The sequence below is a fragment of the Cupriavidus sp. UBA2010 genome (assembly GCF_002335265.1).
In the GTDB taxonomy this organism is placed as follows: Bacteria; Pseudomonadota; Gammaproteobacteria; order Burkholderiales; family Burkholderiaceae; genus Cupriavidus; species Cupriavidus metallidurans.
This window is the reverse complement of record NZ_DDCI01000013.1, coordinates 141,362-163,200: the sequence shown is the minus strand read 5'-3', so window position 1 is coordinate 163,200 and position 21,839 is coordinate 141,362. Positions and strand designations below refer to the sequence as shown.

General features: G+C 65.3%; 23 protein-coding genes and 1 riboswitch. Of the genes, 6 read left to right on the top strand and 17 right to left on the bottom strand.

The window, feature by feature from the left end; translation table 11 throughout:
- Positions 1 to 6 precede the first annotated feature (6 nt).
- From B2246_RS09385 to glmU, 4 genes are all read right to left on the bottom strand, one after another.
- The gene (locus B2246_RS09385) at positions 7 to 537 is read right to left on the bottom strand and encodes a type IV pilus modification PilV family protein (protein WP_234819007.1); all 531 of its coding nucleotides are present in this window, start codon (positions 535 to 537) and stop codon (positions 7 to 9) included.
- Between the two features lie 2 nt (positions 538 to 539).
- Positions 540 to 1,160, bottom strand: a complete 621-nt coding sequence (locus tag B2246_RS09380) for a GspH/FimT family pseudopilin (RefSeq protein ID WP_231108858.1) — start codon at positions 1,158 to 1,160, stop codon at positions 540 to 542.
- A 523-nt stretch (positions 1,161 to 1,683) separates the two neighbouring features.
- Positions 1,684 to 3,522, bottom strand: coding sequence for a glutamine--fructose-6-phosphate transaminase (isomerizing) (gene glmS, locus B2246_RS09375; protein ID WP_035881281.1), 1,839 nt, complete (start codon positions 3,520 to 3,522; stop codon positions 1,684 to 1,686).
- Positions 3,523 to 3,536: 14 nt separating this feature from the next.
- Complete coding sequence (glmU, locus tag B2246_RS09370; RefSeq protein ID WP_286881838.1) at positions 3,537 to 4,901, bottom strand: bifunctional UDP-N-acetylglucosamine diphosphorylase/glucosamine-1-phosphate N-acetyltransferase GlmU; 1,365 nt, start codon at positions 4,899 to 4,901, stop codon at positions 3,537 to 3,539.
- A 236-nt stretch (positions 4,902 to 5,137) separates the two neighbouring features.
- Between glmU and B2246_RS09365 the strand changes: the two genes are divergently transcribed.
- Complete coding sequence (locus tag B2246_RS09365) at positions 5,138 to 5,995, top strand: DUF6279 family lipoprotein (protein ID WP_286881839.1); 858 nt, start codon at positions 5,138 to 5,140, stop codon at positions 5,993 to 5,995.
- A 39-nt stretch (positions 5,996 to 6,034) separates the two neighbouring features.
- Here the strand turns inward: B2246_RS09365 and ttcA are convergent, their stop codons facing one another.
- From ttcA to B2246_RS09350, 3 genes are all read right to left on the bottom strand, one after another.
- Positions 6,035 to 6,979 carry a tRNA 2-thiocytidine(32) synthetase TtcA gene (gene ttcA, locus B2246_RS09360; protein ID WP_008641835.1) on the bottom strand — a complete coding sequence of 315 codons (945 nt, stop codon included), beginning with the start codon at positions 6,977 to 6,979 and terminating at the stop codon, positions 6,035 to 6,037.
- 115 nt (positions 6,980 to 7,094) lie between these two features.
- The gene (locus tag B2246_RS09355) at positions 7,095 to 7,493 is read right to left on the bottom strand and encodes a dihydroneopterin aldolase (RefSeq protein ID WP_008641837.1); all 399 of its coding nucleotides are present in this window, start codon (positions 7,491 to 7,493) and stop codon (positions 7,095 to 7,097) included.
- Between the two features lie 21 nt (positions 7,494 to 7,514).
- On the bottom strand, positions 7,515 to 8,333 hold the full coding sequence (locus tag B2246_RS09350) for an SDR family oxidoreductase (protein ID WP_080709639.1): 819 nt from the start codon (positions 8,331 to 8,333) through the stop codon (positions 7,515 to 7,517).
- Positions 8,334 to 8,349: 16 nt separating this feature from the next.
- On the opposite strand from B2246_RS09350, the gene B2246_RS09345 reads away from it, so the two are divergent.
- Positions 8,350 to 9,546 carry a class I SAM-dependent methyltransferase gene (locus tag B2246_RS09345; protein ID WP_035881278.1) on the top strand — a complete coding sequence of 399 codons (1,197 nt, stop codon included), beginning with the start codon at positions 8,350 to 8,352 and terminating at the stop codon, positions 9,544 to 9,546.
- A 25-nt stretch (positions 9,547 to 9,571) separates the two neighbouring features.
- Positions 9,572 to 9,766 (top strand): DUF2905 domain-containing protein, encoded by a 195-nt coding sequence (locus B2246_RS09340; RefSeq protein WP_008641842.1) that lies wholly within the window; start codon positions 9,572 to 9,574, stop codon positions 9,764 to 9,766.
- Between the two features lie 11 nt (positions 9,767 to 9,777).
- On the opposite strand, the gene B2246_RS09335 is transcribed toward B2246_RS09340, so the two are convergent.
- From B2246_RS09335 to B2246_RS09320, 4 genes are all read right to left on the bottom strand, one after another.
- A complete protein-coding gene (locus B2246_RS09335) occupies positions 9,778 to 11,022 on the bottom strand; it encodes a multifunctional CCA addition/repair protein (RefSeq protein ID WP_286962317.1) in 1,245 nt (414 codons plus the stop codon).
- Between the two features lie 3 nt (positions 11,023 to 11,025).
- Positions 11,026 to 11,715: a glutathione S-transferase family protein gene (locus B2246_RS09330; RefSeq protein ID WP_008641846.1), complete on the bottom strand. Its 690-nt coding sequence runs from the start codon at positions 11,713 to 11,715 to the stop codon at positions 11,026 to 11,028.
- A 167-nt stretch (positions 11,716 to 11,882) separates the two neighbouring features.
- On the bottom strand, positions 11,883 to 12,905 hold the full coding sequence (locus tag B2246_RS09325) for a complex I NDUFA9 subunit family protein (protein WP_008641848.1): 1,023 nt from the start codon (positions 12,903 to 12,905) through the stop codon (positions 11,883 to 11,885).
- A 100-nt stretch (positions 12,906 to 13,005) separates the two neighbouring features.
- On the bottom strand, positions 13,006 to 14,973 hold the full coding sequence (locus B2246_RS09320; RefSeq protein WP_286880008.1) for a lytic transglycosylase domain-containing protein: 1,968 nt from the start codon (positions 14,971 to 14,973) through the stop codon (positions 13,006 to 13,008).
- Positions 14,974 to 15,159: 186 nt separating this feature from the next.
- Between B2246_RS09320 and B2246_RS09315 the strand changes: the two genes are divergently transcribed.
- The gene (locus B2246_RS09315; protein ID WP_286880010.1) at positions 15,160 to 15,720 is read left to right on the top strand and encodes a 5-formyltetrahydrofolate cyclo-ligase; all 561 of its coding nucleotides are present in this window, start codon (positions 15,160 to 15,162) and stop codon (positions 15,718 to 15,720) included.
- Here B2246_RS09315 and B2246_RS09310 read toward each other — a convergent pair.
- The 5 genes from B2246_RS09310 to ahcY all read right to left on the bottom strand — a co-directional run bounded on the left by B2246_RS09310 (position 15,717) and on the right by ahcY (position 19,697).
- Positions 15,717 to 16,508 carry a Mut7-C RNAse domain-containing protein gene (locus tag B2246_RS09310; RefSeq protein ID WP_008641855.1) on the bottom strand — a complete coding sequence of 264 codons (792 nt, stop codon included), beginning with the start codon at positions 16,506 to 16,508 and terminating at the stop codon, positions 15,717 to 15,719. The genes B2246_RS09315 and B2246_RS09310 overlap by 4 nt on opposite strands.
- Positions 16,509 to 16,551: 43 nt before the next feature.
- Positions 16,552 to 16,914, bottom strand: a complete 363-nt coding sequence (locus B2246_RS09305) for a TfoX/Sxy family protein (RefSeq protein ID WP_035881276.1) — start codon at positions 16,912 to 16,914, stop codon at positions 16,552 to 16,554.
- Positions 16,915 to 16,920: 6 nt separating this feature from the next.
- Positions 16,921 to 17,751, bottom strand: a complete 831-nt coding sequence (gene metF, locus B2246_RS09300) for a methylenetetrahydrofolate reductase [NAD(P)H] (RefSeq protein WP_008641858.1) — start codon at positions 17,749 to 17,751, stop codon at positions 16,921 to 16,923.
- Positions 17,752 to 17,798: 47 nt separating this feature from the next.
- A complete protein-coding gene (locus B2246_RS09295) occupies positions 17,799 to 18,146 on the bottom strand; it encodes a phage holin family protein (RefSeq protein WP_008641859.1) in 348 nt (115 codons plus the stop codon).
- Between the two features lie 132 nt (positions 18,147 to 18,278).
- Entirely contained in the window at positions 18,279 to 19,697 is a 1,419-nt protein-coding gene (ahcY, locus tag B2246_RS09290; RefSeq protein WP_035881275.1) for an adenosylhomocysteinase, read from the bottom strand.
- 138 nt (positions 19,698 to 19,835) lie between these two features.
- Positions 19,836 to 19,909, bottom strand: a riboswitch (S-adenosyl-L-homocysteine riboswitch).
- An 85-nt stretch (positions 19,910 to 19,994) separates the two neighbouring features.
- Between ahcY and thiD the strand changes: the two genes are divergently transcribed.
- Together thiD and B2246_RS09280 are read left to right on the top strand one after the other, a co-directional pair.
- Positions 19,995 to 20,825, top strand: a complete 831-nt coding sequence (thiD, locus tag B2246_RS09285) for a bifunctional hydroxymethylpyrimidine kinase/phosphomethylpyrimidine kinase (protein WP_286880012.1) — start codon at positions 19,995 to 19,997, stop codon at positions 20,823 to 20,825.
- 20 nt (positions 20,826 to 20,845) lie between these two features.
- Positions 20,846 to 21,289, top strand: a complete 444-nt coding sequence (locus tag B2246_RS09280; RefSeq protein WP_186425540.1) for a PGDYG domain-containing protein — start codon at positions 20,846 to 20,848, stop codon at positions 21,287 to 21,289.
- Here the strand turns inward: B2246_RS09280 and B2246_RS09275 are convergent.
- Positions 21,286 to 21,720, bottom strand: a complete 435-nt coding sequence (locus B2246_RS09275; RefSeq protein WP_008648494.1) for a PaaI family thioesterase — start codon at positions 21,718 to 21,720, stop codon at positions 21,286 to 21,288. The two genes, B2246_RS09280 and B2246_RS09275, sit on opposite strands and share 4 nt — an antisense overlap.
- Positions 21,721 to 21,839: the final 119 nt, after the last annotated feature.

Sequence of the window (21,839 nt, the reverse complement as noted above, 5' to 3'; positions counted from 1 at the left end):
GACCCATCACGGTTGCACGTAGAGCGTCAGGCTTTGCGTCGTCTGACCGGCAAGAGTTGCCGTGGTCTGGTTGTATGCCAGATTGGATTCATTCCAGCTTGCGGACACCGTGCAGGTGACGGGCTTGTTGATCAGCACGACGCAGTTGACGGCAGCCGAATAGGTCGGAAAATGGGCGTTCATCTCCGCGGCCCAGCCCTGGACGTCATAGGCGGCCAGTTGCGTCGGCGTGCACGTCGTTGCCTTGCAATCCGGTGCGGTGGCGCTGAGCTTGCCAGTAGTGTCCGTAACGGTCGCGCCTGTCATGCTGAACGTCGCTGGCACCAGACCAGCCGCCCAGAATCCCTTGTTGCCGTGCATGGCACCAGCGAGACTCTCCAGTTGCAGCGCAATCAGCGACTGTCCTCGTGCGATTTGCGTATTGGCAATCGCGGCAGCCTGCATCTTGGCAATGCCGAACAATCCAATCACCGTGATCACCAGGGCGATCAGCACTTCAAGCAGGGAAAAGCCCGCGGCGTGCCTGTTTCCTGTCATCTTCAGTTGCATGCGCCCACCCCCGATTGCTGCACGGTCTGCCGGCCAACCATGTTGAGCGCGATGCAGCGCGTGGCCGGGGCCGAAACGGGATGGGTCTGTGCCGCGAGTGTCACGGCGCCGCCCGGCAGATTGACCCCGAAACCATCGCGGTTGTAGGTCACGAATGTCGCGTTCGGTGTGGCCACGAACGTATCGGTACCGGCCCAGGGCGCCCGATACTGCAGAAGATCCGCCGCGTTCGCGGGCGTGTCGACAACACCATCGGCATTGCGATCCACGAACACGAGCCAGCCGACATTCCAGGTATTGGCGCCCAGGCAACTGGAACCGTTGCTGGACGGACAAATGCTGACGGACTGGCCGCGCTTGATGGCTTCACTGCGCGCCAACTGCAGTGAGTTCACCATCGAGTTCACCTCGCTCTGGACGCGATTGGACTGGATGAATGAGAGGAACGACGGCGTGCTGATGGCCGCCACGATGGCCACGATGGCAACCGTCACCGCCATCTCGATCAGCGTCAGACCGGCCGATCCCGATACGGTACGGAGAGAAGGCTTCCGGTTGGCACGTGAAGCGCGCACGCCATCGACACCCGCATCCTCGATGCGGACTGCCAACGCGCGCCCTCCACGCCCGGTCAGCCGAGCGTGAGGAAGGCGAGCCATGTCAGCGCAACCACCGGCTGACGAGCAAAGCTTCCTGCGAGATTCCTGATTTGACCCTGTGCATCTGACCCCCGATAGGCACTGTTGGCACGCGAGCCGCCCTCTGTGGAGCGATTTCGCGGCACACCCGAAAAGGATTCTTCTTGATTGTTTATGGCTTGCCGAATTCCGTCGCAACGTGTTTCGGCAGCATTAGCACTTTTACTGGCGAGGCGACGAAATAGTGGAATACCCGCCACCCTATGTCAATCATCGCGTAGCGAGAACACCAAATCTATGTCGGTGTTTAGCAACCACTATGTGGCTTAGACAACAATTCCGGCCATCGAATATGACAGAAATGATGCGCTTGCTGCACAAAATCGGAAATTGTGCAGCAGACCGCCACAGTTCCGTCGCCAAGGCGGACGTGCTTGAGCCAACGTCACGACCGAGGCGAGGATAAAGAGGAAAGGAAACAGCAGGAAAGCCGCGCTTACTCCACCGTCACCGACTTGGCCAGGTTGCGCGGCTTGTCGACGTCGGTACCGCGTGCGCAGGCGGTGTGATACGCCAGCAGTTGCAGCGGCACCACATGCAGGATCGGAGACAGCGCACCATAGTGCTCGGGCATCCGGATCACCTGGATGCCATCCGACGACTGGATATGCGTGTCCGAGTCGGCGAACACATAGAGACGGCCACCGCGGGCGCGCACTTCCTGGATGTTTGACTTCAGCTTCTCCAGCAGCGCGTCGTTCGGCGCCACGGTCACCACCGGCATCGCCTCGGTCACGAGCGCCAGCGGGCCGTGCTTGAGTTCGCCAGCCGGATAGGCTTCAGCATGGATGTACGAGATTTCCTTGAGCTTGAGCGCGCCTTCCAGGGCGATCGGGTAATGCAGGCCACGCCCCAGGAACAGCGCGTTCTCGCGGCGCGCGAAGTCTTCCGACCACGCGATGATCTGCGGCTCCAGCGCCAGCACACCATGCAGCGCTGCCGGCAGGTGGCGGAGGTTGGTCAGGGCTTCGGCTTCCTGCGCATCGGTCAGGTAGCCGCGCACCTTGGCCAGCGCCAGCGTCAGCATGTACAGCGCAGCCAGTTGTGTCGTGAAGGCCTTGGTCGACGCCACGCCGATCTCGGTACCAGCGCGTGTCAGGAAGCGCAGCTCGGTCTCACGCACCATGGCGCTCGTCGCCACGTTGCAGACGGCCAGCGTGTGCGTGTGACCCAGCGAGCGGGCATGACGCAGCGCGGCCATCGTGTCGGCCGTCTCGCCCGACTGCGAAATCACCACCACCAGCGCGCGCGGGTTCGGCACGGTGTCGCGGTAGCGGTATTCGCTGGCCACTTCCACCTGGGTCGGGATCTTCGCGATCGATTCGAGCCAGTACTTGGCCGTGCAGCCCGAGTAGTAGCTCGTGCCGCAGGCCAGGATCAGCACACTGTCGATTTCCGAGAACACCTGCGCGGCGTTCTCACCGAACAGCTCGGGCGTGATCGCGGAGATGCCTTCCAGCGTGTCGCCCAGTGCGCGCGGCTGCTCGAAGATTTCCTTCTGCATGAAGTGCCGGTACGGGCCCAGTTCCACCGCGGCGGCGTGGGCCTCCACCACGCGCGCTTCGCGCTCGACCTCGTGGTCGTGCACGTCGCGAATCCGCGCGCCACCGCGCGAGATCTCGACCACATCGCCCTCTTCCAGATAGACGATGCGGTTGGCGGTGCCGGCCACGGCCAGCGCGTCAGAAGCCAGGAACGATTCGCCCTCGCCCAGTGCCACCACCAGCGGCGAGCCGGCGCGCGCGCCGACCACCACGTCCGGCTGGTCCTTGGCCACCACGGCAATCGCGTAGGCGCCGTGCAGGCGCTTGGTGACCGCGCGCACCGCGCCGAACAGGTCGCCTCGCGTGGCGCTGCTCGGGTACGTGTAAGCCTGGTGGATCAGGTGCGCCACCACTTCGGTATCAGTCTGCGACTCGAAACCGTACCCGACCGCGCGCAGTTCGTCGCGCAGCGGCTCGTAGTTCTCGATGATGCCGTTGTGAACGAGCGCGATGGTCTCGTCCGAGAAGTGCGGGTGGGCGTTGACGGTGTCCGGCTTGCCGTGCGTGGCCCAGCGCGTGTGCGCGATGCCGATGTGGCCGGCCAGGCCAGACGACTGCGTCTGCGCGTCCAGTTCGGCCACGCGCGATACGGTACGGGCGCGCTCGAGAATACCGTCACGCACCACGGCCACGCCGCAGGAATCGTAGCCACGGTACTCGAGACGGCGCAGGCCCTCGATCAGGACAGGAACGATATTGCGGTGAGAGACCGCCCCAACGATGCCACACATGTTTTGAACCCCTCTTATTTCTTCGGTTGCTTGACCGGACGCTGCCACGCATCCAGGGTCATCTGCTTGGCGCGCGACAAAGTCAGCTTGTCAGCCGGCGCTTCCTTGGTCAGCGTGGTCCCCGCGCCAATCGTGGCGCCGCGGCGCACTGTCACCGGCGCCACCAGTTGGGTGTCGGAGCCGATGAACACATCGTCCTCGATCACCGTGCGGTGCTTGTTCACGCCATTGTAATTGCAGGTAATGGTACCCGCGCCAATATTGACGCGCTGCCCCACCGTCGCGTCGCCCACGTAGGCCAGGTGATTGGCCTTGCTGTGGTCGGCGATCTGGCTGTTCTTGATCTCGACGAAATTGCCGATATGCACGTCCTGGCCGAGCTCCGTGCCCGGGCGCAGCCGCGCGTACGGTCCGATGCGTCCGTCCGGCCCGACCTTGGCGTCCTCGAAGTGGCAGAACGGCTGGATACGCGCGCCGGCGCCGATCGTCGTGTTGCGAACGACGCAGTGCGCGCCGACGGACACGCCGTCTTCCAGGTGCACACGACCCTCGAACACGCAGCCCACGTCGATGGTGACGTCGCGCCCGCAGGTTAGCTCGCCGCGCACGTCGATGCGTGCCGGATCGAGCAGCGTGACGCCCGCCTCCAGCAGCCGCTGGGCAATGTTGCGCTGGTGAATACGTTCGATCTCGGCAAGCTGGACCTTGCTGTTGACGCCGAGCGTCTCCCACAACGCGGCCGGCTGGGCCGACACGACCTCCACGCCATCATTGACGGCGCGCTCGATCGTATCGGTCAGGTAGTACTCGCCCTGCGAGTTGTCGTTGCGCAGCGTGGGCAGCCACTGGCGCAGATGCGCCGTCGGGCAGACGATAATGCCGGTGTTGATCTCGCGAATCGCGCGAACGTCCTCGCTGGCATCCTTCTGCTCGACGATGCGCACGATATTGCCGGCGGCGTCACGAACGATCCGTCCATATCCGGTAGGATCGGGCATCTCGACAGTCAGCACGCCCAGGCGCTCGGCGCCGGCGGCCTGCACGAGGCCCTTCAGGGTGTCGACCGAGGTCAGCGGCACGTCGCCGTACAGCACCAGCGTGGGCTGGCTGTCGTCGAGCAGCGGCAGGGCCTGCATCACGGCGTGGCCGGTGCCCAGTTGCTGAGCCTGCTCGGCAAAGGCAACATCGTCCGCGCCAACGGCTTTGCGCACCAGCTCGGCACCATGACCCACCACCACCACGAGCCGCGACGGCGACAGCGTGCGCGCGGTATCGAGGACGTGGGATAGCATTGGCTGGCCGGCCACCGGGTGCAGCACCTTGGGCAGCGCGGAGTTCATCCGCTTGCCCATGCCCGCGGCAAGAATGACGATATTCACAAGGAGGTCCCTAAGTGAGTGTGTCTGAGAATAAGCTGGAAAATCCGTGCCTGGGAGCGTCGCGTCCGGCCGTGCGCCGAACTGGCTGGCCGCGCCCAAACCGTTGCCACGCTTGGGCTGGCGGGCGATCCGCCGCCCCTGGAAACATGCGCGCAGATTCTAGCACGCCCCCCCTGACCGATCTGGCCAGATCACGCCGAGTTACCGTTGTTCACAATTGGTCACGTCGCGTGTATGTGGCGATCACAACACTCACGTTCGTCGCGGTACTTGGCGGCTGCAACGCCATGAAACTGGGCTACGAGCAGGGAGACCGGCTCGCCTATTGGTGGGTGGACCGCTACGTGGATGTCTCGGATGCCCAGGAGGTGCCGACACGCGACGCCATCGCCCGATTCTTTGCGTGGCACCGGCGCTCGCAGCTTCCGGAAGTCGCCAAGGTCCTTGCCCGGGTCAAGGGCGAGGTGGCCGGACCCGTCGATATCGCGATGATCCGCCAGGCCCAGCAGGACAGCCAGCGGCTGGGACGTCAGGCGTACGAGAACACGATTCCTGACCTTGCAGAATTGATGCTCACGCTATCGCCCGACCAGATCAAGCGGATGGAGGCGAAGTTCGCCGAGAGCAATACGAAATATCGCAAGCAGTTCCTCGGCTCCGATGCCAACGCGCGCACCGATGCCCGCTACGACAAGATCATGGACTATGCCAAGCTGGTCTATGGCAGCTTCTCGCGCGACCAGGAAAAGGCCATCCGCGACGCGATGGGGCCCTATATGCTGAACGCCGACGCCCGTTACAGCGAGCGCGTGCGCCGCCAGCAGGAATGGGTGGCGCTGGCGCGCGAGATCTCGACCACGCGCCCGCCCAAGGCGCAGGCCGAAGAGATGCTGCGTCACTATGCCGACGACTGGCAGCGCCCGGCCACGGGCCAGCAGCGGAGTACCGATGCGGGGATCAACCTGACGGTGACGATCGCCAACCTGACCACGCCGGAACAGAAGGCCCACGCGGTCAAGCGCTTCCAGGGATGGATCGAGGATGTGCAGGCGTTGATGCGCGAGCCCGGGCGCTCCGCGCAGGCGTCACAGTAGCCAACCTTGGGGGAAGGCGGGGGGAGGCGGGGGGAGGCGTCAGGCCGACGGTTCCGAAGCCTGTTCCGACGCCTCCTGGGCCTTCTGGATCTTGTCGAAGCGCACGAACTCCATCCGGTTCGCCTCGACATTGCCCGTGAAGGTCAGCGCCTGCTGCGTGAACGTGGTCTCGCCGAACAGCGATGCCTCGTCGATCTTGCCCAACCCTGTAGCCAGCCCCGTGAACGGGAACAGGTCCGTATCGGCCAGGTGCGACGGCACCACGTTGCGTAGCGCCGAGAAGATGTTGTCGATCCTGCCCGGGTTCTCGCGCTCCCATGCCTGCAGCATTTCGCTCACCTTCTTGCGCTGCAGGTTTTCCTGCGAGCCGCACAGGTTGCACGGGATGATCGGGAATGCCATGGCACGCGCATACGACGCGATGTCCTTCTCCGCGCAGTACGCCAGCGGCCGGATCACGATGTGCTGGCCGTCGTCGGTGGCCAGCTTCGGCGGCATCGCCTTCATCTTGCCGCCGAAGAACATGTTCAGGAAGAACGTATTGACGATGTCGTCGCGGTGATGGCCCAGCGCGATCTTGTTGGCGCCCAGCTCCTTGGCCGTGCGATAGATCACGCCGCGGCGCAGGCGCGAGCACAACGAGCAGGTGGTCTTGCCCTCGGGCACCTTCTCCTTGACGATCGAGTACGTGTCCGCCTCGACGATCACATACTCCACGCCGAGAGACTTCAGGTATGCCGGCAGCACATGCTCGGGAAAGCCCGGCTGCTTCTGGTCCAGGTTCATCGCGATCAGCTTGAACTGGATCGGCGCCCGTTTCTGAAGCGCCGTCAGCACCGACAGCATCGTGTAAGAGTCCTTGCCGCCACTCATGCAGACCAGCACTGTGTCGCCGTCCTCGATCATGCCGAAGTCGCCGATGGCCTTGCCGGTCAGCGACTGCAGACGGGTTTCGAGACGATAGAAGTTAGCGGAGTGACTCATATGACATACCTGGATCAGTACGGGCGCGGAACAATGGCCCGGTTTCAACGGGCCAACATTCTACTGGAGCCCACCGCCCGGCGCTGCGCGGCCCCGCTCGGGCAGAGCGGCCAGATCAGGCGGGCTTGACGTGGAACACTTCCACGCCGACGGCATCGCAATCCGGGTAGACGTCCGGTTTTTCGGTCGACACGCGCACGGCGCGCACCTTCGGGTGCTGCAGCATCGCGCGCGCCACGTCGTCGCACAGCGTTTCCTGCAGGTGGATATGGCCACGCGCCATGCGCTCGGCCACGGTGTTGCGCATGAAGTCGTAGTCGACCACTTCCTCGAGCTTGTCGGCCTGCGGCGTGGTCTCGGCCAGCGACACGAACAGGTCGATATTGACGAGCACGCGCTGTTCGCCCTTCTTCTCGAATTCGTGCACGCCAATGTTGATCTGCACTTCATAGTTGCGCAGGAACATGCGACGGCAGTTTTGCAGGCTGGGATGGGAGAGGGCGGCAAAGGTCATGGCTGGCAAATCAGAAACAGCTTATTCAGTAAGGAACATCACGTCGCGGGCCAGCGGCATCAGGTGCTGGCCTCCGTCGACGTACAACGTGGTGCCGGTAACGGCGCGCGCCACGGCCAGGTAGGCCACGGCCTGCGCGATGTCTTCCGGCGTAGACGACTGGCCCAGCGGCGTCATCCCATGGGCGCGGACAAAGCCCGGGTCGGACTGGTCGCCGGACACCAGCGTGATGCCGGGCGCGACGCCCACCACCCGCAGACGCGGCGCCAGTGCCTGCGCAAGCTGCACCGTGGCAGTCTGCAGCGCGGCCTTCGACAGCGTGTACGACAGGAAATCGGGATTCAGGTTGTTCAGCTTCTGGTCGAGCAGGTTGATCACAACGCCGAGCTGCCCGGTCTCGTTGCCGCCGGCGCCAAGCGCCTTGTGCATCTCACGCGCCAGCAGCAGCGGGGCCGCCACGTTGGTGCGCATGTGTGTGTCGAGCGACCCATAGGAGAAGCTCGTCGCCACGTCGTACTGGAACAGCGACGCGTTGTTGACCAGGCAGGCCGGCACGCCGAGTGCGTCGATGCAGGCGGGAATCAACCGGGCCGTGGCGGCTTCATTCGACAGGTCGGCCTGCAGCACGGCGGCGCGGCGTCCGAGGCCGCGGATCTGGGTGGCCAGCGCGTCCGCTTCGTCGCGCGAGCGGTTGCAGTGAACGGCAACGTCCCAGCCTTGTGCGGCAAGTTCGAGGGCGATGGCACGGCCCAGGCGGCGCGCGCCGCCGGTGACCAGCGCCACGCCGCGAGAATTGGCGCCCGAAGCCTGTGAAGTGCCCGTAGTCTGAGAATCTGGCATTGCTACAATTCGCGGTATGCAGAAAGTCGCTAGTCTACCCCTTCCCTCCGCAGATGCGCTGGACGCCTCCGCGGCCCTTTCCATCTGTATTGCCGGCGCGATCGACGCAGCGGGCGGCTGGATCGGCTTCGATCGATTCATGTCGCTGGCGCTCTACGCCCCCCGGCTGGGCTACTACAGTGGCGGTGCGGCCAAGTTCGGCCGCGACGTCAGCGACGGCAGCGACTTCATCACCGCCCCGGAACTGACGCCATTCTTCGCCCGCACGCTGGCGCGCCAGTTTGCGCCGCTGATCAGAATGAACCTGCCGCGCGTCATGGAATTCGGCGCGGGCACCGGCCGGCTGGCCGCCGACCTGCTGCTCGCGCTCGAAACCGAGGATGCGCTGCCAGACACCTACCAGATCGTCGAACTGTCCGGTGAACTGCGTGCGCGCCAGCAGGCCACGCTGGACCAGCGGGCCCCGCATCTGGCCGGGCGCGTCACCTGGCTGGACGCCCTGCCGGACCGCTTCGAGGGTGTGGTGGTGGGCAACGAAGTGCTCGATGCAATGCCGGTGCGGCTGTACGCGCGTATTGGCGGCCGCTGGCACGAACGTGGCGTGGTCTGCGCGAAGGATGGAAAGGCGGGCGCCGAGGCCTTCGCCTTCGAAGACCGGCCATTGGAGGACGGCGCGATCCCTGAGGTACTGCTCGGGATTCCGGGCGACCACGACATCGTCACCGAGACCCATGCCGAAGCGGAAGGATTCACCCGCGCCGTGGGCGCGCTGCTGGCGCGCGGCGCGGCGTTCTTTATCGACTATGGTTTCCCGGCGTCCGAGTACTACCATCCGCACCGTACCGGCGGCACGCTGATGTGCCACTACCGTCATCACGCACACCCCGACCCGTTCCTTTACCCCGGACTGCAGGACATCACCGCGCACGTGAACTTCAGCGGCATCGCCCAGGCGGCCGTGGAGGCTGGCCTGCAAGTGTCCGGCTACGCCTCGCAGGCGCGCTTCCTGATGAATGCCGGCATCACGGATCTGATGATGTCGCTCGATCCGAGCGACGCCCGCGCATTCCTGCCGCAGGCCAATGCTGTGCAGAAGCTGTTGTCTGAAGCGGAGATGGGCGAGCTGTTCAAGGTCATCGCCCTCACCCGCGGCATCGACGACGCCATGCCGCTAGACGGCTTCGCGCGCGGCGACCGCAGCTTCGCACTCTAAGTCTACTAAGGGAGCCCGGGTCGCCATGTTGCGCTGGACGTTCACCATCTTTCTCTGCGTGATCGTGCTGTCAGCCTCGCTGCCGTGGCTGCAGAAGATCGGGCTGGGACGCCTGCCGGGCGATGTCCGGTTCCGCTTGTTCGGCCGCGAGTACGTGCTGCCGTTCGCGTCGACGATCCTGTTGTCGCTGGCGGCGCTGGTGATCGGGAAGCTGCTGTAGGGGGCCGCCCCCTACTCCTCCGCCATCCCCAGCCGCTGCGCCACCGCCACCACCCTGGCCTTGTGCACCCGGTCCTTGATCTGATCGACCCTGTCCCCGCAAGCCTTGGCAATCGCGCCGGCGTCCACGGAAGCCGCCGCATCGCGCGCAGCCAGCAGGCGAGCCACCTGCGGGTAGTCCTTGTCCGCAAAACCCAGGCGCCCACGCGCATCGGCCTCGCAGGCCAGCAGCGCCTCGGCGAACCGCTCCGGCTTGCGCAGCGCGTCGCAACGCTCGATCAGCCGCGTCAGCGCCGCCGCGCCGAACTCCATGCTGCGATGGATATTGCCGTGCTCGCGCGCCACCACCAGGGCCAGCTCGCGGCAATCGTTCGGCACGCGCAGGCGCTGACAGATGGCTTCGAGCAACTTGACACCACGTTGCTCGTGACCGATATGCCGGGGCAGCATGTCCTCGGGCGTGGTGCCCTTGCCGAGGTCGTGCGCCATCGCGGCGAAGCGCACCGGCAGCGATGCGCCGACGCTCGCCGCGTAGTCGATCACCATCATCACGTGCACGCCGGTATCGACTTCGGGATGATATTCCGGGCGCTGGGGCACGCCCCATAGGCGATCGAGTTCCGGCAACAGGTGGACCAGCGCGCCGCACTCGCGCAGCACGTCGAACATGCGTGACGGCTTCGCCTCCATCAACCCGCGAGACAGTTCCTGCCAGACACGTTCGGGCACCAGTGCATCCACCTCGCCCGCGTCGACGATCTTGCGCATCAGCGCGACGGTCTCCGGCGCCACCGTGAAATCGTGGAAGCGCGCCGCGAAACGCGCCACGCGCAGGATACGCACCGGATCCTCGGCGAAGGCGTCGGACACGTGGCGGAATTTGCGCGCGGCCAGGTCCTTCTGGCCGCCATAGGGGTCGATCACCGGGCCGACGAGGTTGTCATGCTCGTCCACCGCCTGGGCCATCGCGTTGATGGTCAGGTCACGCCGGACGAGATCCTCCTCCAGCGTCACGTCGGCGCCGGTATAGAAGGCAAAGCCCTTGTAGCCGACCGCAGTCTTGCGCTCGGTCCGCGCCAGCGCGTACTCGGCCTTGGTCTGCGGATGGAGGAAGACCGGGAAATCCTTGCCCACCGGCTTGAAGCCGGCGGCCTCCATGTCCGCGGGCGTGGCGCCCACCACCACGTAGTCACGGTCCTGGCTCGGCTTTCCGAGCAACTGGTCGCGGACGGCGCCGCCCACTGCGTACACCTGCATGAATCAACCCGAAACGATGATCGCGTCCGGACGATCCGGCTCGGTGCGATACGGTTCATCGGCCGGGACGAAGTCCCGTTCCTCGCGCGCCGCCGCCGCCCATTCCTGCATCGCGGGCAGCGCCAGCACGAAGTCCGCGTACGCCTTGGCGGCTTCGGGCAGATGCACGCCGTAGGTGGCAAAGCGGCTGACTATCGGCGCGTAGAACGCGTCGGCAATCGTAAAGCCGCCGAACAGGAACGGACCCTCGGACGCGTAGCGCGTGCGCAGATCGGTCCAGATCGACGCGATGCGGTCGATGTCACGCTGCACGGCGACGTTCCAGCCCAGCCCCGGCAGCATTGCCGTCACGTTCATCGGCATCTGGCTGCGCAGGTTGCCAAACCCGGAATGCATCTCGGCGCAGATCGAACGCGCCAGCGCGCGCGCGGCGGCGTCCTTCGGCCACAGGGCCTTCTCCGGAAAGCGTTCGGCGACATATTCGCTGATCGACAGCGAATCCCATACGGTCACGTCGCCATCGATCAGCGCCGGCACCTTGCCAGCCGGCGAATAGCGCGCGATCTCGGTCGCGAACTCCTTCGTGAACAGACGTACCGCGATTTCCTCGAAGGCAATGCCGGCGTGGCGCAGCAACAGCCACGGGCGCAGCGACCAGGAAGAGTAGTTCTTGTTGCCGATGACGAGCTTCATCGCAGATCCTTGGGGCGAGGGTCAAAAGGTTTTCGGGCGGTGAACGTACGGAAAGCAACGCGCGCGCCCCGAACCGGTCATTCTATCGACCTCGCCGGGCGCATTCCAAGCGAATTACGCTCGCAAGCGTGTGAGCCGCAATCACATCGATCGGGCGCTAGCCCCGGTCATCGATGCACGCTGCCCCGCATGAACCGCAGCGCGCTGTCGCGATTGCGGCCGGACAGCACGTCGGTCATCACGACTTCCAGGCTGACCGGGCGCACGCCAAGCTCGGCCGCCATCGGGTGCGCCAGCACGTTGTCCAGCCGCATCGAGTCGAGATTGTCGCGCGACAGCACCGTGCCACCGGGCACGTGTTCGAGCACCGCCGCCTGCATCCGCGCGAGCGCGTCGGGTAGCGCGATGACCGGACGGGGATGCCCCGACGCGCGGCCGGCAAAGCGGACGAGTTCCTCGAGCGTGTAGACCTGCGGACCGCCAAGCTCGTAGACCTGCCCGATCGTTTCGGGATGGACCATCGCATTGACGAAGGCCTGCACCACGTCCAGCACAAACACCGGCTGGAATCGCGCGTGGGCGCACGCCAGCGGCACCACCGGCGCCATCTGCTGCAACTGGGCGAACAGGTTCAGGAAATGATCGTCGGGACCGAATACGACCGATGGACGGAAGATCGTCCAGTCGAGCCCGCTTTCGCGCACGATCCTCCCACCATCGCCCTTGCTGCGCAGATACATCGACGGTCCTTGTGGATCGGCGCCGAGCGCGCTCATGTGAAGCAGCCTGCGAACGCCAGTGCGCTTGCAGGATTCGACGACCTGGCGCGGCAGATCGACATGCGCGGCGGCGAACTGCGGCCCATACGGGTCGCCACGCTCGCCATGCAGGACGCCAACCAGATTGACGACGATACCGTCGACGCCAAGCGAGCCGATGGCGTCGTCGAGCACCGCGTCGTCGGCCAGGCCAAGTTCGATCACTTCGACACGCGGCAGCAGCAGCAGGTGCTGGGCATGCTCGACATTGCGCGTGCCGACGATGATGCGATCGGGCGCGATGGGACTATCGGGACTGGAGGCCGGATCGAGCGGCGCACCGGAGGCGGTGGCTGCGCCGGCAAGGCGGGAAATCAGGTGGCTGCCGATGAAACCGGCGCCCCCGATGACAAGAACATTGCTGGTCTGCATGGTGGGCTCCGTGACGAACACGTTACGCGGGCATCGATGCGCGCGTCCGTGGCCACGGGGCCCACCGTCTCCGTCTGAGTGCGAGAGTGCCTCGTCAGGCTCAGGGGAGGCTGGTCGTCGTGACCGAAGACGGCGCGACCATTCCCAGACGGTCTTTCAGGGACTGGGGCCGGCCACTCATTAATGCAGCATAGTACGTGGCGTTCGAAAGCACATTCTTCACGTAGTTCCGCGTCTCGGTGAACGGGATCGTCTCTGCAAAGATCGCGCCTTCCACCGGTCGCGACAGGCTGGTACGCCACGCCTTGGGCCGTCCCGGACCAGCGTTGTAGCCGGCGGACGCCAGCGTCCAGGAGCTGTCCAGATCGGTCAGCACCATGCTCATGTAGTTGGTGCCGAGCATGATGTTGATGTTGGGGTCTCCCATCATCGACGGCGAGAAGTCGGTCATGCCGATCTTGCGCGCGACGTACTTGGCCGTGGCCGGCATCACCTGCATCAGGCCATGCGCGCCCGCGGACGAACGCGCATTCATGATGAAGCGCGATTCCTGACGAATCAGGCCGTAGGCCCACGCCATGTCGAGGCCGACCTCGTCCGTGGCACGCTGCATGATGTCCCGGTACGGCATCGGGAAGCGCTGCGTGAAATCGTGCTCGGCCTTGGTGCGGTCGGACGTGTTGACGGTACGATCGAGCAGCTCGATCTTGCGCGCGTACTCGGCCGCGGCCAGCAGGTCACGATCGTTCATGCCGCGCAGTTCCCAGTTCCACTCGCGGTTGCCTTCGAAGCGCAGGTTCAGGTCATAGAACTTCTTGGCGCGCGTGAAGCCGGCGCGCGAGCGCATCGCCATCGCCTCGGCATCGGTGACTGTGGTCCGCGTCGGAATCGTGATGCGATTGCCCAGTTCCTCGCTGGCTAGCTGGCCATAGAAATTGAACTGGCCGGCGATCGACTGGAACTGCTGCTGGGCGTCGCTGCCACGGCCATCGGCCTTGAGCGCGCGCGCGTACCAGTACGTCCATGCCGGATCCTTGGCACGCAGCTCGGGACGCATCGATTCGATGGACTGGCGCACCTGCTTCCAGTCGCCCTGACGCAACGCGGCCCGCACGCGCCATTCCTGCGACTCATCGGACAGCCACTGGTTACCGCCCAGGTCCATCTGGCGACGGTAGTAGCCAGCAGCCTCCGGCATCAGCTTCTTGGCCGCGAACTGGCCGATCACGCCCCAGGCCGCGCCCTGCTCGTCACGCGACAGGTTGCCCGAGATCGTGCCCAGGTAGGCGGCGGCCTGCGAGGGATCGTTACGTGCCATCTTGACCACGGTGGCCAGCGAATCGCCATCCACGCGCGCATCCGGCAACGCGGCTGCGATCTTGCCAGCCAGCGTGGTGTAGTTCTGCTCCAGCGCCTGACGCGCCTGGAAAGCCACGTCGCTGCGCTGGATCTGCTGGCTCTGCGCCATGTAGCTGATCAGGTCAACACAGCCGTCGCCGTAGTAGCGCGGGTCGACCAGCACCGCACGCGCATCGGCGGCCACGTTCTGGCCCTTGAGCGCGCGCGACAGCAGCGCGTAGCACTCCACCTGCGTATCGTCCTTCAGCACGAACTGCGGATACTGGATGTCGAAGTTTGCCCAGTCGCGCTTCTTGCCAAGCACCAGCAGCCAGTCATTGCGCATCCGGTCGGCAATCGCCTCGCCCTGGTAGCGTTGCAGGAACGCGCTGATCTCGGCATCCGGCGTGTCGATCAGCGGCTGGCCGCTCGAGTCGAACATCTGCGACTTGATGCGGAAGTATTCGACGTACGACGGAATCGGATAGTCGACCAGCGTGGCCGAGATGGCCGCGGCGCGGTCCGCGTCGTTCTTGCGGGCGGCCTCGCGCAGCGCGACAAAGGCATCGTCCGGGTCCGACGGAATCGTCAGGGCGGCCGGTTGCTGCTGCACCGCTTTCTGGGGCGTCGCCGTACGTTTCTGCGCGTAGACTGGGGTAGCCAGCAGCGCACCTGCGAACGCAAGCCAGGCGAAGCGTCCTGCACGGCGCAGATATACTCCCTTCGGCATTCTTGGTATTCCTTGTTGGGTGCGTGCCTGTCACGCGACAGGCACGCAGGATTCGTGATTCGTACCACCGGCGCGCATCTTCATTTGCGCGTCCAGCATTGTTTTCAAATGTTTGTTCGATGGCCATTATTGCACGCCATGCCACCAAACCAAGCACCGGACAACGGGCCGGACAGCCTTTATTTCATGGCCCCTGAGGACCGTCGCGCCCTGCGCCGCCGGCTGCTCGCGCTACGCGCCGCGCTACCCGATCGAGAGACGGCGGATGCACAGATCGCGGCAGCGCTCGCGCCACTGCTCGAACGTCTCGGCGTGCAACGACTGGGGTTCTACTGGCCGATCCAGCAGGAGTTCGACGTACGCGACACCGTGACCCGATGGCTGGCCGCGATGCCCGGCCGCGTGGCCGCCCTGCCCATCGTGAGCCGGCCCGCTGCGCCGCTCGATTTCCATGCGTGGGCGCCAGACACGACAATGCGCGCCGGCCAGTACGGCATTCCGGTGCCCGATGGCACCGGAGCCGTAACACCAGACGCACTGCTCATTCCATGTGTCGGATTCAGCGCCGATAAGTTCCGCCTGGGATACGGCGGCGGCTTCTACGACCGCACGCTGGCGGCCATGGCTGCCGCAAAGGCCACGCCGATAGCGATCGGAATCGCCTTTGCCGCGTGCGAGGTGCCGCTGCAGGCAGCGTCGCATGACCTGCCGATGGACTGGCTGGTCACGGAACGAGGGGTGATCTAGCTATTTCCACCCGGGCCACCCGGACCACCAGAGGCAACCTGGTCGGCCTGGGCGCTCATCAGTTCCTCCACCAGCGTCCGCATCTTGCGCCAGTGCGATCCTTCCCAGAACACGCGCTGGCAATGCGGGCAGGTGACGAAATGCTCGTGACGCTCGAACACCCCTTCCGGCACGCGCCCATCCACATCGGTCTTGCCAATACGACGCAGGGGCACGTTGCAATCGAGGCAGAGCGAGAATGGCCTGGCGCTGCGAGCCAGGTCCAGTCTGGAAAAGATCTCCCTGACCTGCAATGACGACCGGATCGCCCGCACGTAACAGCCGTGGGTGATGCCGCGGCGCTTGAGCAGTTCGCGGTCGCGGGTCAGTACGATGCGCTTCTCGTCCGAGGCGATGCGGGCGATCTCGCTGTCTTCGAAGTGGTTGTCGTAGAGCGTATCGAAACCGGTCATGCGCAGCAGATGCGCCAGGCCGCCTAGATGGGCGTCCGCCACGAACCGGATTTCGCGCAGCGGATGTTCGCGGACACGTAGCAGCGGCGCGACATCGAACGATTCGAATTTCGGGTAGACCGCGATGCGGTCGCCGTCGCACACGATGCGCTCGAACGGCGACGACTCGCCGTTGACGAGAATCAGTTCCACCTCGGTATGCGGTACGCCCAGCGCTTCGATCATGTGCTTGACCGTGGCGGCGCGCGCGCAGGGGCACGACAAGTCCCGGCGACGTTGTGCCGGCGCCAGGAAGTCGTTCAGTTCCTCGTAGAAACGGAATGTGGCGGTGACCATGCCGCCGAGTATGACACCAACGGCCACGCCAGTGACCAGGCGGTCAGCGCGCGTTACCCAGACGTAACGCCGCTTCCACGGCCATGCGCGCCCACGGTGTCATCGCTGCGGGCGATTCCAGGCACGCGGGTGGCAGGCTCAGGTAGTGACGCATCGTCACCTCGCGGCGCGCGGACTGATACCGGAACGGCTCGCTGCCCTCGGCCTCGAAGCGCGCCAGCGTGACGTCGTCGGCCTTCAGGAAGCACTGGCCGCCACTGATGAGCGCGAACATCAGGCCATCGTAGAACAGGCCATGCCCGCCGAACATCCGCTTGGCCGTGATGGCCCCGATGTTGGCCGCCAGCGGCGCCATCAGTTCGAGCAGGTGCTCGACGAATGGGTCCGGGCGGCGCGCGGCGGGCATCGGGAATTACAGCTTCAGGCGCTGCCAGACCGCCTTGGTCGCGCCGGCGGCGTTGAGCGTGTAGAAGTGCAGGCCCGGCACGCCCGCATCGAGCAGGCGCGCGCACAGGTCGGTCACCACGTCCAGGCCGAAGGCGCGGATCGCTTCCTTGTCATCGCCGAACGACTCGAGCCGCTTGGCTACCCAGCGCGGCACTTCGGCGCCGCACATCTCGGAAAAGCGCATCAGCTGAGAGTAGTTCGTGATCGGCATGATGCCGGGCACGATCGGCACTTCCACGCCCATCGCGCGCACGTCGTCGACGAAGCGGAAGTACGCATCGGCGTTGAAGAAGTACTGCGTGATTGCCGAGTCCGCGCCGGCCTTGACCTTGCGCACGAAGTTTTCCAGGTCGTGACGCGGCGAACGGGCCTGCGGGTGGTACTCGGGATAGGCGGCCACTTCGATGTTGAACCAGTCACCGGTTTCCGCGCGGATGAACTCGACGAGTTCATTGGCATATCGGAACTCGCCGATCTCGCCCATGCCCGACGGCATGTCGCCGCGCAGCGCCACGATGTGGCGGATGCCGCCATCGCGATAGGTCTGGAGAATCGTCCGGATGCTGTCGCGCGTGGAGCCCACGCACGACAAGTGCGGCGCAGCCTCGATACCTTCGCGCTGGATCTCCAGCACGGCATCGAGCGTGCCCTGCTGCGTGGTACCGCCGGCGCCGAACGTCACCGAGATGTACTTGGGCTGCAGCGGCGCAAGCTGCGCGCGCGTATTGCGCAGTTTCTCCGCGCCCTCCGCCGTCTTGGGCGGGAAGAATTCGAAGCTGAAGTAACGATCAGTCATGGTTGGCACGCCGCCGTGGCGGCGCCCAGAAAAAGAGTCTCAACGCGTCAGTTGCGCTCGCCCAGCAGCACGCTGGCCAGGATCCACGCAATCACGCTGTACAAGATCGAGCCGAGCAGCGCCGAACCGAAGCCGTCCACGACGAATCCTTGCAGCAGGTTGCCCACGAACAGGAACAGCAGCGCGTTGATGACGAAGATGAACAGGCCCAGCGTCAGCAGCGTGACCGGCAGCGTCAGGATGACGAGGATCGGCCGAATCAGCGCATTGACGAGGCCCAGCACCAGCGCGGCAATCATGGCGGAGCCGAAGCTGCCAAGATGGACCCCGCTGATCAGGTAACCCACCAGGAACAACGCTGCGGCATTGATGATCCATACGGCCAACAGTCTCATTGCAACTCCTTTGTTTTTGGTTGGATGACACTAATTGTGCACGGTCTTGATGACGCCGTGTCGCGCGGCCGGCGCGGCGCCCGCTCCCGCGCGGGAGCGGGGAGCCGCGCCGGGGGCGAGAGCCGTGGCCGATCAGTAGCGGTAGTGGTCGGCCTTGTACGGGCCTTCCTTCTTCACGCCGATGTAGGCCGCCTGCTGCTCGGTCAGTTCGGTCAGTTGCGCGTTCAGCTTCCGGAGCTGCAGGCGCGCAACCTTTTCGTCCAGGTGCTTCGGCAGCACGTACACGCCAACCGGGTACTTGCCGCTGTCACGTTCGGCCCACAGTTCGATCTGGGCGATCGTCTGGTTGGCGAACGAGCTGCTCATCACGTACGACGGGTGGCCCGTGGCGCAGCCCAGGTTCACCAGACGGCCCTTGGCCAGGATGATGATCTTCTTGCCGTCCGGGAACTTGACGTGGTCAACCTGCGGCTTGATCTCGTCCCATTCGTACTTCTCGACCGATGCGATGTCGATCTCGTTGTCGAAGTGGCCGATGTTGCAGACGATGGCCTGGTCCTTCATCTTGGCCATATGGTCGTGCGTGATCACGTGGTAGTTGCCGGTGCAGGTCACGAAGATGTCGCCGTGCTCGGCGGCGTAGTCCATCGTCACCACACGGTAGCCTTCCATGGCGGCCTGCAGCGCGCAGATCGGATCGATCTCGGTCACCCACACTTGCGCGGACAGCGCGCGCAGGGCCTGGGCGCTGCCCTTGCCCACGTCGCCGTAGCCGGCAACCACGGCGATCTTGCCGGCGATCATCACGTCGGTGGCGCGCTTGATGCCGTCCACCAGCGATTCGCGGCAGCCGTAGAGGTTGTCGAACTTGCTCTTGGTCACCGAGTCGTTGACGTTGATGGCCGGGAACTTCAGTTCACCCTTTTGCGCCATCTGGTACAGGCGGTGCACGCCGGTGGTCGTTTCCTCGGTCACGCCACGGATGGCGGCCAGGTTGCGGCTGTACCAGGTCGAATCCTTGGCCAGCTTTTCCTTGATGGCGGCGAACAGGAAGGTTTCTTCCTCGCTGGTCGGCTTGGCGATCAGCGACGCATCCTTTTCGGCGCGGGCACCCAGGTGCAGCAGCAGCGTGGCGTCGCCGCCATCGTCCAGGATCATGTTCGGCGTGCCACCGTCGGCCCAGTCGAAGATGCGGTGCGTGAATTCCCAGTATTCCTTCAGCGATTCGCCCTTGAAGGCGAACACGGGCGTGCCCGATGCGGCGATGGCGGCGGCGGCGTGATCCTGCGTCGAGAAGATGTTGCACGAGGCCCAGCGCACGTCGGCGCCCAGTGCCTTGAGGGTTTCGATCAGCACGGCGGTCTGGATCGTCATGTGCAGCGAACCGGCGATGCGCGCGCCCTTGAGCGGCTGCGCGGCGGCGAATTCGTCGCGAATGGCCATCAGGCCGGGCATTTCGGTCTCGGCGATGGCGATTTCCTTGCGGCCCCAGCCGGCCAGGCCGATATCGGCCACGATGTAGTCTTGCTTCAGGTCGGTCACTGCGTTCATACGTCACTCCGTAGTTGAAGTGGTCACGCAAGAAACGGGAGGGCGACAAGATGACGGCAGCCCCGAAGGGGTGCCGATGGCCGCGCCAGCACTTGGCATGGCGGGCGGACAGGTCGACTCGCGTCCGTGCGAACCACGGAACTGCGAGCGCCGTTGAAACATTCCGAGCCTGGCGGAAGGCGGGGCCATCCGTTGCAACGCTCCTCGGAGTGGCGGTATTGTAGCGTGCCTGTCCGCGCCTTGCGGCGCAAGCAGGCACATTTTTCCGGTCTTTCTCCGTCTCTCCTCACCTTGCACATGCTCCCCACGCCACCCCGCACCCTGACCATCGCCGGATCCGACTCCGGAGGCGGGGCCGGTATCCAGGCCGATCTGAAGACGTTCGCGGCACTGGGATGTTTCGGCATGAGCGCGATCACCGCGATCACGGCTCAGAACACGCTCGGCGTGACCGGCGTCCACGCCATACCGGCCGACATGGTGGCCGCGCAGATCGACGCCGTGGCCAGCGACATCGGCGTGGACGCGGCCAAGACCGGCATGCTGGGAACGGCGGCCATCGTTGAGGCCGTAGCCGGGGCGGTGGATCGGCATGGCATCCGCAAGCTCGTGGTGGACCCGGTGATGATTTCGACCTCGGGCGCCACGCTGTCCGACGACGCGACCAGCCAGGCGATGGTGAAACTGCTGTTTCCGCGCGCGATGCTGGTCACGCCGAACCTGCCTGAGGCGTCATACCTGCTAGGCCGCCGCATCACGCGCCGCGCCGAGATGGAGGCGGCCGCAGCGGACCTGCTTGCGCTCGGCTGCAAGGCAGTGCTGCTCAAAGGCGGCCATCTGGAAGACGACGGCCCCGGCAGCCTGGGCCTGGATGACCTGCTGATGCTGGCCGACGGCACCGCGCGCGTCTACACCCATCCGCGCGTCGATACGCCGAACCTGCACGGCACCGGCTGCACGCTGGCCGCCGCCATCGCGGCGCAGCTCGCCCGGGGCGACGCGCTGCCCGATGCGGTCGCCGCGGCGCTCGACTTCGTCGCGCAAGCCATTCGCTCGGGCGCCCGGCTGCGCCTTGGCGGCGGCAACGGCCCCCTCAATCACAGCTTCGCGCCGCGCGCGCTGGGCTAATCGCGAGCATCGCGAAAACCATGCAGACACTGACCAACATCGACCTGCGCGAAGACCGCGCCGCCCACTGGTACGTCAAGGATGAAACGGTGCAGGTGGCCTTTGCCACCGAGCCGGGAGAACTGATCAGCCGCGAGGGCCCGAACCGCTATCAGCCAGGCGACGCGATCGTGACCGGCGCCACCGGCGACCGCTGGGTGGTTTCGCGCGGACGCTTCGACCCACGGTATGTGGCGGTGGGACCGAACGCCCATGGTGAGTCCGGCCCGTATCGCAACAAGCCGGTGCCGGTGCTGGCCCGGGAGATGCCGCACGCATTCGCGATTGCGCGCTCGACCGGCGGCGACGTGCTGACCGGCAAGCCGGGCGACTGGCTGATGCAATACGCGCCCGGCGACTATGGCATCACCGAGCGCGCGCGATTTGAAGCGGTGTACCGTCCCGCGGACGGTCCGAAAGATTAATCGCCGCCGACCAGCTTCACGAGCTTGAACGACGCGCGGGCCACGCAGCAGAGCGTGCCCGTCGCGTCGCGGGCCTCGCCCTCGCAGAAGGCGATCTTGGCGCCACGGCGCATGATGCGCGCCTCGAACGTCAGTTCGCCGCGTGCGGCGGACAGGAAATGCGTGGACATGTCGATCGTGATGACGCCGGTCTCCAGCGGGGCATGAGACCGTGCCGCACCGCTCAGCGTGAAGTCGAGCACCGCCATCAGGGTGCCGCCATGCACATCGCCCCGGCTGTTCACCACGTTGGGATTGGCCGGCAGACGCGTGCGGCACAGACCCTCTTCCATATGCACGGGCTGCAGACCCAGCAGGCGCATCAACGGAATGTCAATGCCGAAGTAAGGCTTGTCGGGGGTGCCCGGTGCGGCGGGGATGATCTCGTTCACTGCTGTTTCCTCTCTGCAGGGTTCCGTTCCGTAGTGCGGAACCTCAGTCCTTTAATGGTGAGCCAAAGAGGATATGCGCAATTGCCGGGCGCCACCAGCCGGGCTGGCCGGTCAGCGCC

Coding starts and splice junctions, on each gene's coding strand:
- ahcY (WP_035881275.1), bottom strand. CDS start 19,697: ATGAACGCAGTGACCGACCTGAAGCAAGACTACATCGTGGCCGATATC.
- B2246_RS09350 (WP_080709639.1), bottom strand. CDS start 8,333: ATGCCAGATTCTCAGACTACGGGCACTTCACAGGCTTCGGGCGCCAAT.
- B2246_RS09355 (WP_008641837.1), bottom strand. CDS start 7,493: ATGACCTTTGCCGCCCTCTCCCATCCCAGCCTGCAAAACTGCCGTCGC.
- B2246_RS09315 (WP_286880010.1), top strand. CDS start 15,160: ATGGCCCCTGAGGACCGTCGCGCCCTGCGCCGCCGGCTGCTCGCGCTA.
- B2246_RS09335 (WP_286962317.1), bottom strand. CDS start 11,022: ATGCAGGTGTACGCAGTGGGCGGCGCCGTCCGCGACCAGTTGCTCGGA.
- thiD (WP_286880012.1), top strand. CDS start 19,995: ATGCTCCCCACGCCACCCCGCACCCTGACCATCGCCGGATCCGACTCC.
- B2246_RS09325 (WP_008641848.1), bottom strand. CDS start 12,905: ATGCAGACCAGCAATGTTCTTGTCATCGGGGGCGCCGGTTTCATCGGC.
- B2246_RS09305 (WP_035881276.1), bottom strand. CDS start 16,914: ATGCCCGCCGCGCGCCGCCCGGACCCATTCGTCGAGCACCTGCTCGAA.
- B2246_RS09310 (WP_008641855.1), bottom strand. CDS start 16,508: ATGGTCACCGCCACATTCCGTTTCTACGAGGAACTGAACGACTTCCTG.
- B2246_RS09295 (WP_008641859.1), bottom strand. CDS start 18,146: ATGAGACTGTTGGCCGTATGGATCATCAATGCCGCAGCGTTGTTCCTG.
- B2246_RS09385 (WP_234819007.1), bottom strand. CDS start 537: ATGACAGGAAACAGGCACGCCGCGGGCTTTTCCCTGCTTGAAGTGCTG.
- metF (WP_008641858.1), bottom strand. CDS start 17,751: ATGACTGATCGTTACTTCAGCTTCGAATTCTTCCCGCCCAAGACGGCG.
- B2246_RS09340 (WP_008641842.1), top strand. CDS start 9,572: ATGTTGCGCTGGACGTTCACCATCTTTCTCTGCGTGATCGTGCTGTCA.
- B2246_RS09320 (WP_286880008.1), bottom strand. CDS start 14,973: ATGCCGAAGGGAGTATATCTGCGCCGTGCAGGACGCTTCGCCTGGCTT.
- B2246_RS09330 (WP_008641846.1), bottom strand. CDS start 11,715: ATGAAGCTCGTCATCGGCAACAAGAACTACTCTTCCTGGTCGCTGCGC.
- B2246_RS09280 (WP_186425540.1), top strand. CDS start 20,846: ATGCAGACACTGACCAACATCGACCTGCGCGAAGACCGCGCCGCCCAC.
- ttcA (WP_008641835.1), bottom strand. CDS start 6,979: ATGAGTCACTCCGCTAACTTCTATCGTCTCGAAACCCGTCTGCAGTCG.
- B2246_RS09345 (WP_035881278.1), top strand. CDS start 8,350: ATGCAGAAAGTCGCTAGTCTACCCCTTCCCTCCGCAGATGCGCTGGAC.
- glmS (WP_035881281.1), bottom strand. CDS start 3,522: ATGTGTGGCATCGTTGGGGCGGTCTCTCACCGCAATATCGTTCCTGTC.